The sequence below is a fragment of the Pseudomonas sp. genome, from assembly GCF_050739655.1.
Taxonomy (GTDB): Bacteria; Pseudomonadota; Gammaproteobacteria; order Pseudomonadales; family Pseudomonadaceae; genus Aquipseudomonas.
This window is the reverse complement of sequence record NZ_JBOIBY010000708.1, coordinates 1-10,985: the sequence shown is the minus strand read 5'-3', so window position 1 is coordinate 10,985 and position 10,985 is coordinate 1. Positions and strand designations below refer to the sequence as shown.

The window sequence follows — 10,985 nt, the reverse complement described above, 5'->3', positions numbered from 1 at the left end:
GATCAAGATCAAAAGATCGCAGCCTGCGGCAGCTCCTACAGAGGGAGCGATTTATTCAGGTTCTCCAAAACGGCTTAAGCCCCTCCTCCCGTGCCTGCTCAGGGGTCAGCCCGATATCCTTGAGCTGGGCGGGCGTCAGCGCCAGCAACGCCTTGCGCGTGTGCAGACGCTGCCAGAACAGATCCCAGCGACTCAGGCCACACGGCGCTCTGCGCATTGGCGCATGGCGTGCATTGTCCCTTTGCCCTGCCTCCAGTTCCTGACTGCGTAACGTCAGCCGCACATCGCTCAAGCCGTTCATTTTGATGCTCCTGTTTACTTGGGTAGCCAGAGATTCCATGATGCGCGGACGGGCAAAAGCATTACAGATTCAAAGCAACTGTATTAACTCCATACAGATTTGCTGATTTTGCCTCTGAATCCTGTATTTTTGTTACATCTGTACTGGTTAACCGAATCATCCCAATCGAGGCTGCGCCATGACCCTTTACGTCAATCTCGCTGAATTGCTTGGTACACGAATCGAGCAAGGCTTCTATCGCCCCGGCGATCGACTGCCATCGGTGCGGGCATTGAGCGTCGAGCACGGGGTCAGTCTGAGCACCGTGCAGCAGGCGTATCGGGTTCTGGAGGACAGCGGGCTGGCCATGCCGAGGCCCAAGTCCGGGTACTTCGTGCCGGCGAGTCGCGAACTGCCGGAACTGCCAGCGGTTGGCCGCCCCGCTCAGCGTCCGGTGGACATTTCTCAATGGGATCAAGTACTGGAGCTGATTCGTGCGGTGCCACGCAAGGATGTCGTGCAACTGGGGCGCGGCATGCCGGACATCACTTCGCCCACCATGAAACCGCTGTTGCGCGACCTCGCCAGGATCAGCCGGCGACAGGACATGCCCGGCCTGTACTACGACAACATCCATGGCAACCTCGAACTGCGCGAACAGATTGCCCGCCTGATGCTCGATTCCGGCTGCCAACTGGGCCCCGGCGATCTGGTAGTGACGACCGGTTGCCACGAGGCGCTTTCAACCAGCATCCGCGCCATCTGTGAGCCTGGGGATATTGTGGCGGTGGACTCGCCCAGCTTTCACGGCGCCATGCAGACCCTCAAGGGCTTGGGCATGAAAGCCCTGGAAATCCCTACCGACCCACTCACGGGGATTAGCCTGGATGCGCTGGAGTTGGCGTTGGAGCAGTGGCCGATCAAAGCCATACAGTTGACGCCCAACTGCAACAACCCACTGGGCTACATCATGCCGGAGTCGCGCAAACGCTCGTTGTTGATGCTCGCTCAGCGTTTTGACGTGGCGATCATCGAGGACGATGTGTATGGCGAATTGGCCTACACCTATCCACGCCCCCGCACGATCAAATCTTTCGACGAGGATGGTCGGGTCCTGTTGTGCAGTTCCTTTTCCAAGACACTGGCGCCCGGCCTGCGCATTGGCTGGGTCGCGCCAGGCCGCTATCTGGAACGGGTGCTGCACATGAAATACATCAGCACTGGCTCTACCGCGCCGCAACCGCAGATTGCCATCGCGGAATTTCTGAAAGGCGGCCACTTCGAACCTCATTTACGGCGGATGCGCACTCAATACCAGCGCAATCGCGACATGATGATCGACTGGGTCACTCGCTACTTTCCTGCCGGCACCCGCGCCAGCCGTCCGCAAGGCAGTTTCATGCTGTGGGTAGAGCTGCCGGAGGGCTTCGACACGCTGAAACTGAATCGTGCCTTGTACGATCAGGGCGTACAGATTGCCGTCGGCAGCATCTTTTCCGCCTCGGGCAAGTACCGCAATTGCCTGCGCATGAACTACGCTGCCAAACCAACGGCACAGATTGAAGAAGCCGTGCGCAAGGTCGGTGCCGCCGCCATCAAACTGCTGGCGGAGACCGACGGGCTGACCGACTGACCTTTCTGCGAGGACCAGCGTCCATATGCCAACAGCCGCCAATCGGAACGATCCTACGTGATAGTCAGACAGTCCCTGCTTGCTCTGGTGTTACTTGCTTCGATCCTCGGCGGCTGTGCCAGCTACGGCGTGCAGCGCGAACCGAGCCAGGCGTTGCCAGCAAGCGCTTCGGTTTTTGGCCGCTCAGTGCAGGCCCAGGCCGCAACCCACGAAGGCAAATCAGGCTTTCACCTGCTGTCCGACAGCACCGAGGCTTTCACTGCCCGCGCCGAGCTGATTCGCAACGCCCAAGGTAGTCTCGACCTGCAGTACTACATCGTCCATGACGGCATCAGCACGCGAATGCTGGTGGAGGAGCTGCTCAAAGCTGCCGACCGCGGCGTGCGCATACGCATCCTTCTCGACGACACCACCAGCGATGGCCAGGACGTCACCATCGCCACCCTGGCGGCGCATCCGCAGATTCAGATTCGCGTGTTCAACCCCCTGCATCTCGGGCGCAGCACTGGCGTGACGCGCACCATGGGGCGCTTGTTCAATCTGTCGCAGCAGCATCGGCGGATGCACAACAAGCTGTGGCTGGCCGACAACAGCATGGCCATCGTCGGCGGGCGCAATCTGGGGGACGAGTATTTCGATGCCGAACCCAAACTGAACTTCACCGACATCGACATTCTCAGCGTCGGCCCGGTTGCCGAGCAGTTGGGCCACAGCTTCGACCAGTACTGGAACAGTGCCCTTAGCAAACCGATCGACGCGTTCGTATCCAGCAAGCCGACTGCTCAAGACTTGAAAGAATTTCGCACCCGCCTGGAAGCGTCCCTGGAAGAATCGCGCCGGCAGAATCACGCGCTTTATCAGCAGCTGATGACGTTTGCCACCGAACCGCGCCTGGATATCTGGCGCAAAGAGCTGATCTGGGCCTGGAACCAGGCGTTGTGGGATGCGCCGAGCAAGGTGCTGGCCGATGGCGAACCCGATCCGCAGTTACTGCTGACTACGCAGTTGGCCCCCGAACTCGATGGCGTCAGCAAAGAGCTGATAATGATTTCCGCCTACTTCGTCCCCGGCCAGCCAGGCCTGGTGTACCTGACCGGGCGCGCCGATGCCGGAGTTTCAGTGCGGCTGCTGACCAACGCACTTGAAGCCACCGACGTGCCGGCGGTGCATGGTGGCTACGCACCGTATCGCAAAGCGCTGCTGGAACACGGCGTGCAGCTCTTCGAACTACGTCGCCAGCCCGGCGACGACGGCGGCAGCGGACCTCGCCTGTTTTCCTCCAAGTCTTACGGCGATTCCGACTCCAGCCTGCATAGCAAAGCGATCATCTTCGACCAGAAGAAATCCTTCATTGGCTCATTCAACTTCGATCCGCGCTCGGTGTTGTGGAACACCGAAGTCGGGGTGCTGGTCGACAGCCCGGAACTCGCGGCCCGCGTACACGAACTGGCATTGCAGGGTATGTCACCAGCCCTGAGTTATCAGGCAAAACTGGAGAACGGCCAGGTTGTGTGGGTGACCGAAGACGACGGAAAAATGCACACCCTGACCAAGGAGCCTGGCAGTTGGTGGCGGCGCTTCAATGCCTGGCTGAGCAATACCGTCGGGCTTGAGCGGATGCTCTAAATGATCGCAGCATCCGGCGCTGGAATGCGCCCCCTTGTAGGAGCTGCCGCAGGCTGCGATCTTTTGATCTTATGCAGGTTGCACCGAACCAAACGCCCCCTGCCGTGACACCAGAATCACCAACCCAAACGCCCCCGCCGCCATCAACAACGGCAACGCATGCCCGCTGATCCACTGGCTGCCAGCACCAGCAATCAAAGGCCCGAGCAGACACCCGACGCCCCACAGCTGTGCAATGTGCGCATTGGCGCGAACCAGCGCATCGTCGCGATAACGCTCGCCAATCAAAATCAAAGACAAGGTAAACAATCCCCCGGCACTGGCACCGAACAACACCCACAGCGGCCAAATCAGTAGCGTGTCGATCAACAAGGGAATCGCCAGGCTCGATACCAGCAGGACCACCGCACACCCCGCGAACAAAGAACGCCGTGACACGCGATCCGCCAGTGCACCGATCGGCAATTGCAGCAAGGCATCACCGACCACCACCGTGCTGACCATCGCCAGGGCGATTTCCGTGGTGAAGCCTTGGCGCAGGCAATAGACCGGCAACAAGGTCAGGATCATTGCTTCGAATGCCGCAAACAACGACACCGCCCAGGCAATCGCGGGAAGGCCACGGCAAAAGGTCAGCAAATCCCCCAAAGTCACACTGCACGCCTCACTGCCGGGCGCACCGCTGCGGCCCAACAGCAGAAACGGCGCCGCCACCAACAATCCAACGCCGACCCAAAAGCCGTAATCATGTTCGGTGCCTATCACGCCCAGCAAAATCGGACCGGCAAGCTGGCTCAACGCGTAACTGCTGCCATACAGCGCCACCAGTCGACCGCGCCACTCTTCCACCACAAGCTGGTTGATCCAGCTTTCGCCGAGGATGAATACGAGGGTCAGGATCACGCCGATCATCAAGCGCAACACCAACCAGATCGGATAGCTCGGAAGCAACGCCAGTAAGCCGATGGACACGGCTCCCGCCCACAGACACAAGCGCATCAGGTTGGCCGTGCCCAGACGCGCGGCCAAATGACTGGAAATCTTTGCGCCTAACAGCACGCCAATGGCCGGCATCGCCGCCATCACCCCGATGGCAAACGAACCGTAGCCCCAGCTCTCAAGACGAAACGAAACCAGCGGCATGCTGACACCCAGGGCCAGCCCTACACTCAAGACAGACGCCAACACGGCGAAATACGTCGCCCAACGCATGTTCCACGCTCCTGTGGATATTTTTTGTGCAACACAAAACACTGTGGGAGCGAGCCTGCTCGCGATGACGGAGCAACATTCAACACGGATGTCGACTGTTACACCGCTATCGCGAGCAGGCTCGCTCCCACATGGGATCTGCGTCGTTTCGGGGCCTGCCATTATGACAGGCCCACTTTAACGGCTTACAACTTGATCCAGGTCGCCTTCAGTTCGGTGTACTTGTCGAACGCATGCAGCGACTTGTCGCGACCGTTGCCGGACTGCTTGAAGCCACCGAACGGCGCAGTCATGTCGCCGCCGTCATACTGGTTGACCCAAACGCTACCAGCGCGCAATGCGCGGGCGGTCAGGTGAGCCTTGGAAATGTCGGACGTCCAGACAGCAGCGGCCAAGCCATAAGGCGTGTCGTTGGCAATCGCGACGGCTTCTTCAGCGTTGTCGAAGGTGATAACCGACAACACTGGCCCGAAGATTTCTTCCTGGGCGATTTTCATCGCGTTGCTCACACCGTCGAAAATCGTCGGCTCAACGTAGGTGCCGCCCGTTTCCTGCAGAATGCGCTTGCCACCGGCCACCAGCTTGGCGCCGTCGGTGTGACCCGATTCGATGTAGGACAGCACAGTGTTCATCTGCTGAGTATCCACCAGCGCACCGACGTTGGTAGCCGGGTCCAGCGGGTTGCCCGGCTTCCAGGTTTTCAGCGCCTCGATCACCATCGGCAGGAATTTATCCTTGATCGAACGCTCCACCAGCAGGCGCGAACCCGCGGTGCAGACTTCACCCTGGTTGAAGGCGATCGCACCGGCAGCGGCTTCGGCAGCCTCTTGCAGGTTCGGTGCATCGGCAAACACGATGTTCGGGCTCTTGCCGCCGGCTTCCAGCCAGACGCGCTTCATGTTCGACTCGCCAGAGTAGATCAGCAGTTGCTTGGCGATCTTGGTCGAACCGGTAAACACCAGGGTGTCGACATCGTTGTGCAGGGCCAGCGCCTTGCCGACGGTGTGACCGTAGCCTGGCAGGACGTTCAGCACGCCTTTGGGGATACCAGCCTCGACGGCCAGCGCAGCGATGCGGATGGCGGTCAGCGGGGATTTTTCGGAAGGCTTGAGGATCACCGAGTTACCGGTGGACAGCGCAGGGCCCAGCTTCCAGCACGCCATCATCAGCGGGAAGTTCCACGGCACGATGGCGCCGACAACACCCACCGGCTCACGGGTCACCAGACCCAGCTGATCGTGGGGAGTCGCCGCCACTTCGTCGTAGATCTTGTCGATGGCTTCACCGCTCCAGCTCAAGGCTTGCGCCGCGCCGGGAACGTCAATGTACAGCGAGTCGCTGATCGGCTTGCCCATGTCCAGGGTTTCAAGCAGCGCCAGCTCTTCGGCGTGCTGTTTGAGCAGGCCGGCGAAACGGATCATGGTGGATTTGCGCTTGGTCGGCGCCAGGCGCGACCAGACGCCGGAATTGAAGGTGGCGCGGGCGTTTTCCACGGCACGCTGGGCATCGGCGGCGTCACAGCTGGCAATCTTGCCCAGCAGACGGCCATCGACCGGGCTGATGCACTCGAAGGTCTCGCCGGAAACGGCATCGGTGTACTCGCCATTGAGGTAAGCGCGGCCTTCGATCTTCAGGTCGCGAGCCTTTTGTTCCCAGTCGGCACGAGTCAGGGTGGTCATACGAGTGTCCTCCTCTTATTGAATACGAAACCCGCGTTCTTCGCGGGCGCTGTCAGGAATTCTGCCCGGCCAGCCTGCTTTTTCGGCCCAAGGCATCCGCCACCCTAAACCAGCGGCAGGTAAAGTTTCAATATATTTGACACAAGGCCGGCAAACGGCCTTGCGACGTTCAATTTAATAAACATAGACTTCGAACAAATCAACCACTCGCGTCGCAATCACGGGGGAATACAACAATGAGCATCAACAACGTCGTCGACTTCAGCCAGGCCAACACCGCTGCCGAACGCTACCGCCCGGACCCTGCCAAAGTGCTCAAGGGTGATCCCGAGCAAGCGGTATACAACCACTACAACAGCCCATGCGGCCAACTGAACGCGGGTGTATGGGAAGGTGCCGTCGGCCAGTGGACGGTGAACTTCACTGAACACGAATACTGCGAGATCGTGCAGGGTGTTTCGGTGCTGCGAGACCTCGATGGCAATGCCAAGACCTTGCGTGTTGGTGACCGCTTTGTGATCCCGGCAGGTTTTCGGGGTACCTGGGAAGTGTTGGAGCCTTGCCGCAAGATCTATGTGGCGTTTGAACAAAAGGCCTGAGGAATTGTGTTGAATCGTCCGGCCTCATCGCGGGCAAGCCCGCTCCCACAGGGGTTTGAGACGATCACAAAACCTGTGGGAGCGGGCTTGAACTGGCCTAATAATTCCGGACACCTCTTAAGGGCGATATGATTTCGCCAACTTGGAGGTTCCATGAACGAAAGAAAGGTCTATACCCGCGAATTCAAGCTGCATGCTGCCAGCATGGTGCTTGATGATAATTGCCCAGTGCCAGATGTTTGTGCATCGCTGGATATCGGCCCTACCGCTTTACGGCGGTGGGTCGATCAGGTTCGTAAGGAACGGGAAGGACAGTCAGTCAAAGGCACCAAGGCGATTACTGATGACCAGCGCCAGATCCAGGAACTGAAAGCCAAAATCAAGCGCATGGAGATGGAAGCCGAGATCTTAAAAAAGGCTACCGCTCTCTTGATGTCGGATCCCGATCGTTTTCGATGATCGCGGAGCTAAGAGAGTTATTCCCGACCGCTCTCCTGTGTCGAGTTTTCGATGTGAAGCGCAGCAGCTTTTATGAGTGGATTCAACGGCGAACCAAGCTGCGGTTCAGGCGTGAAGAGCTCAAGCTGAAAGTGGTTGAACTGCACAACGAAAGCCGCGAAGCCATGGGCTCCAGGATGATAAGCAGGGGCCTGAAGTCCCAAAACATAGCGGTCGGAAGAAGTCTTGCCAGAGCGTTGATGAGGGAGGTCAACATTGTCAGTAAACAACGCCAGCCGCACCCATTCAGGTCCAAAGGGGTTGAAGCATTTGTTGCGCCCAATCGACTAAAGCGCAATTTCAGACCGACTGCAGTTGATCAGGTCTGGTGTGGCGACGTTACAAGCTTGATGGTAGGCAAGCGCTGGGTTCATCTGGCCATCGTGATCGATTTGTTTGCTCGCCGCGTCATTGGTTGGGCGTTTTCGCTGGTCAATGATGCCAACTTGGTGAGCAAGGCGCTACGCATGGCGACAGAGGTCCGAACGTGCCCTCCTGGGCTGATGTTTCACTCCGATCAGGGCTGTCAGTACACCAGTCGCAAGTTTCAACAAGAGGTGATGCGCCATGGCATTTTGCAAAGCATGAGCCATCGTGGGCAGTGCTGGGACAATGCTCCAACAGAGCGTTTTTTCGGCACGTTGAAGTCAGAATGGGTGCCTCGCAGCGGCTACAGTCTGATCGAAGAAGCAAAAACCGATATGGTGCGCTTCTTCATGTACTACAACCGCACCAGGCTCCACAGCTACAACAACTACCTGTCGCCAATAGCCATGGAGCAAAAAGCGGCATAAACACCGTAATCGGTGTCCGGGATTACTTGACCAGTTCAGCTTGCCCGCGATGAGGCCCTCAAAAGCAACACAAAACCACTAGACACAAAAAAGGCCCGTATCTCGCGATACGGGCCTTTTTCGTAAGAGGGAAAAATCAATTACTTGATTTTGCCTTCCTTGTAGATCACGTGCTTACGAACAACCGGATCATATTTCTTGATCTCGATTTTGTCCGGGGTAGTACGCTTGTTCTTGTCGGTAGTGTAGAAGTGACCAGTACCGGCGCTCGAGATCAAACGAATCAATTCACGCATGATTAGCTCCCTTAAACCTTGCCATCGCGACGAAGTTCGGCCAGCACGACACTGATGCCACGCTTGTCGATGATACGCATGCCTTTGGCAGATACGCGCAGACGCACAAAACGTTTCTCTTCTTCAACCCAGAAGCGGTGATGCTGCAGGTTCGGCAGGAAACGACGACGGGTTTTGTTGTTTGCGTGGGAAATGTTATTCCCAGTCACCGGACCCTTACCGGTAACTTGACATACTCTAGACATGCCTCAGCCCTCTAAAACCACATGCCCAACCCGGCATGGGTTGGCCGCTTAATCTCTAGTCATTGTGGCGCCAGGCGCCGCGATTCTTTAGAGGTCTTACCGGCTACACCTACAGTGAAGGAACCGGGCCCCTAGAAAAGAGCGCTGCTTTATACCAGAAAGACTGGGGTGCAACAACATTCGCTGTGCATCGAATGAAGAAAATCCCGGTTTTTCACGCTTCAGGCGCTTTGGATAAAGGCTGTCGTCGATTTTGACCGCTCGTCGCGAGAGTGTGCCCTCGACCACTGCCCCAGCGTTTTTTCGCCCCGGCACCACAAAATCAGGCGCCTATAGTCCTCTCAAAATGAAAAAGGGGATAGTCATTTGCAAAGGAGCCCACTAGGGTAAGCCTTTTCCAGACTGCTCTTGCAGATGGGCCTTCGATCTGTAAAGGAATCCGACCATGCGCCTCGCTGCCCTACCGCTGTTGCTTGCCCCGCTGTTGCTGACTCCTTTGGCCCAGGCTGCCGCCCTGAGCGTCTGCACCGAGGCCAGCCCCGAAGGCTTCGACGTGGTGCAATACAACTCGCTGACCACCACCAACGCCTCGGCCGACGTGCTGATGAATCGCCTGGTGGACTTCGACACCGCCAGCGGCAAAGTAGTCGCCAGCCTCGCCGACAGCTGGGAAGTCAGCTCCGATGGCCTGATCTACGTATTCAAACTACACCCGCAGGTGAAATTTCATCGCACCGACTACTTTAGCCCCGCGCGCGAGCTCACCGCCGAGGACGTGAAGTTCAGCTTCGACCGAATGCTCGACCCGGCCAACCCATGGCATAAAGTTGCGCAGAGTGGCTTTCCTCATGCGCAATCGATGCAATTGCCTGCGTTGATCAAGAAAATCGACGCCCTTGACCCGCTGACCGTGCGTTTCACCCTCGATCACCCGGACTCGACTTTCCTGCCGACCTTGAGCATGGGCTTCGCCTCGATTTACTCAGCGGAATATGCCGACAAATTGCTCAAGGCCGGTACGCCAGAGAAGCTCAACAGCCAGCCAATTGGCACCGGCCCCTTTGTTTTCACTCGATTCCAGAAAGACGCCTCGATTCGCTACAAGGCCAACGCTGACTATTTCCGTGGCAAACCTGAGGTCGATCCACTGATCTTCGCCATCACCCCGGACGCCAACGTGCGCCTGCAGAAACTGCGCCGCAATGAGTGCCAGATCGCCCTGTCACCCAAACCGCTGGACGTACAGGCTGCGCTGAAAGAACCGACCCTGAAAGTGGAAAAAACTGAAGCTTTCATGACTGCGTTCGTTGCCATCAACAGTCAGCATCCACCACTGGATAAGCCAGAGGTGCGCCAGGCGATCAATCTGGCGTTCGATAAGGCCAACTACCTCAAAGCCGTATTCGAGGACACCGCCGAACCCGCAAACGGCCCGTATCCGCCGAACACCTGGAGCTATGCCAAAAGCCTGCCTGGCTACCCCCATGACGTTGCAAAAGCCAAGACATTGATGGCCAAGGCGGGACTCAAGGACGGCTTCCAGACCACCATCTGGACCCGTCCGTCAGGCAGCCTGCTGAATCCCAACCCGAGCCTTGGCGCGCAAATGCTCCAATCCGACCTCGCGGAAATCGGCATTCAAGCCGAAATACGCGTGATTGAGTGGGGTGAACTGATCCGCTGCGCCAAGGCCGGCGAGCACGACATCCTGTTCATGGGCTGGGCTGGCGACAACGGCGACCCGGACAATTTCCTTACGCCGCAGTTTTCCTGCGCAGCGGTCAAGTCCGGCACCAACTTCGCCCGTTACTGCAACCAGGATCTGGACAAGCTGATCAGCGCCGGCAAGACCACGGGTGAACAAGGCGTACGCAGCAAGCTATACGAACAGGCCCAGACGCAAATCCAGCAACAGGCGCTGTGGCTGCCGCTGGCTCACCCGACGGCATTCGCATTGACGCGCAAGGATGTCGAGGGTTACTCGGTCAGCCCGTTTGGGCGGCAGGATTATTCGAAGGTCAACTTCAAATAATCTGCCTCAACACATAACCCTGTAGGAGCAATTAACCCTGTGGGAGCGAGCCTGCTCGCGATGGACCAAAGAACACCGCGGGGAGTCAGGC

11 protein-coding genes are annotated in these 10,985 nt (G+C 58.0%); 6 read left to right on the top strand and 5 right to left on the bottom strand.

Annotated features, from left to right (window positions below):
• Positions 1 to 55 precede the first annotated feature (55 nt).
• Positions 56 to 301, bottom strand: coding sequence for a DUF1127 domain-containing protein (locus ACRESJ_RS33710; RefSeq protein ID WP_431761743.1), 246 nt, complete (start codon positions 299 to 301; stop codon positions 56 to 58).
• A gap of 178 nt (positions 302 to 479) precedes the next feature.
• Between ACRESJ_RS33710 and ACRESJ_RS33705 the strand changes: the two genes are divergently transcribed.
• Positions 480 to 1,913 carry a PLP-dependent aminotransferase family protein gene (locus ACRESJ_RS33705; protein ID WP_431761742.1) on the top strand — a complete coding sequence of 478 codons (1,434 nt, stop codon included), beginning with the start codon at positions 480 to 482 and terminating at the stop codon, positions 1,911 to 1,913.
• Between the two features lie 57 nt (positions 1,914 to 1,970).
• Positions 1,971 to 3,539 carry a phospholipase D family protein gene (locus ACRESJ_RS33700; RefSeq protein ID WP_431761741.1) on the top strand — a complete coding sequence of 523 codons (1,569 nt, stop codon included), beginning with the start codon at positions 1,971 to 1,973 and terminating at the stop codon, positions 3,537 to 3,539.
• 69 nt (positions 3,540 to 3,608) lie between these two features.
• Here ACRESJ_RS33700 and ACRESJ_RS33695 read toward each other — a convergent pair whose 3' ends face one another.
• Both ACRESJ_RS33695 and ACRESJ_RS33690 read right to left on the bottom strand, forming a co-directional pair.
• The gene (locus ACRESJ_RS33695; protein WP_431761740.1) at positions 3,609 to 4,751 is read right to left on the bottom strand and encodes an MFS transporter; all 1,143 of its coding nucleotides are present in this window, start codon (positions 4,749 to 4,751) and stop codon (positions 3,609 to 3,611) included.
• Positions 4,752 to 4,936: 185 nt separating this feature from the next.
• Complete coding sequence (locus ACRESJ_RS33690) at positions 4,937 to 6,430, bottom strand: aldehyde dehydrogenase (RefSeq protein WP_431761739.1); 1,494 nt, start codon at positions 6,428 to 6,430, stop codon at positions 4,937 to 4,939.
• Between the two features lie 236 nt (positions 6,431 to 6,666).
• Between ACRESJ_RS33690 and ACRESJ_RS33685 the strand changes: the two genes are divergently transcribed.
• The 3 genes from ACRESJ_RS33685 to ACRESJ_RS33675 all read left to right on the top strand — a co-directional run bounded on the left by ACRESJ_RS33685 (position 6,667) and on the right by ACRESJ_RS33675 (position 8,321).
• On the top strand, positions 6,667 to 7,029 hold the full coding sequence (locus ACRESJ_RS33685; protein WP_431761738.1) for a cupin domain-containing protein: 363 nt from the start codon (positions 6,667 to 6,669) through the stop codon (positions 7,027 to 7,029).
• A 153-nt stretch (positions 7,030 to 7,182) separates the two neighbouring features.
• Positions 7,183 to 7,488, top strand: coding sequence for a transposase (locus tag ACRESJ_RS33680; protein WP_431761737.1), 306 nt, complete (start codon positions 7,183 to 7,185; stop codon positions 7,486 to 7,488).
• Entirely contained in the window at positions 7,485 to 8,321 is an 837-nt protein-coding gene (locus tag ACRESJ_RS33675; RefSeq protein WP_431761736.1) for an IS3 family transposase, read from the top strand. The genes ACRESJ_RS33680 and ACRESJ_RS33675 overlap by 4 nt, the downstream gene beginning before the upstream one ends.
• Before the next feature lie 140 nt (positions 8,322 to 8,461).
• Here ACRESJ_RS33675 and rpmG read toward each other — a convergent pair whose 3' ends face one another.
• Together rpmG and rpmB are read right to left on the bottom strand one after the other, a co-directional pair.
• Positions 8,462 to 8,617 carry a 50S ribosomal protein L33 gene (gene rpmG / locus ACRESJ_RS33670; protein ID WP_003177274.1) on the bottom strand — a complete coding sequence of 52 codons (156 nt, stop codon included), beginning with the start codon at positions 8,615 to 8,617 and terminating at the stop codon, positions 8,462 to 8,464.
• Positions 8,618 to 8,628: 11 nt separating this feature from the next.
• Entirely contained in the window at positions 8,629 to 8,862 is a 234-nt protein-coding gene (gene rpmB, locus ACRESJ_RS33665; RefSeq protein WP_003177273.1) for a 50S ribosomal protein L28, read from the bottom strand.
• A gap of 445 nt (positions 8,863 to 9,307) precedes the next feature.
• On the opposite strand from rpmB, the gene ACRESJ_RS33660 reads away from it, so the two are divergent.
• On the top strand, positions 9,308 to 10,894 hold the full coding sequence (locus ACRESJ_RS33660; RefSeq protein WP_431761735.1) for an ABC transporter substrate-binding protein: 1,587 nt from the start codon (positions 9,308 to 9,310) through the stop codon (positions 10,892 to 10,894).
• Positions 10,895 to 10,985: the final 91 nt, after the last annotated feature.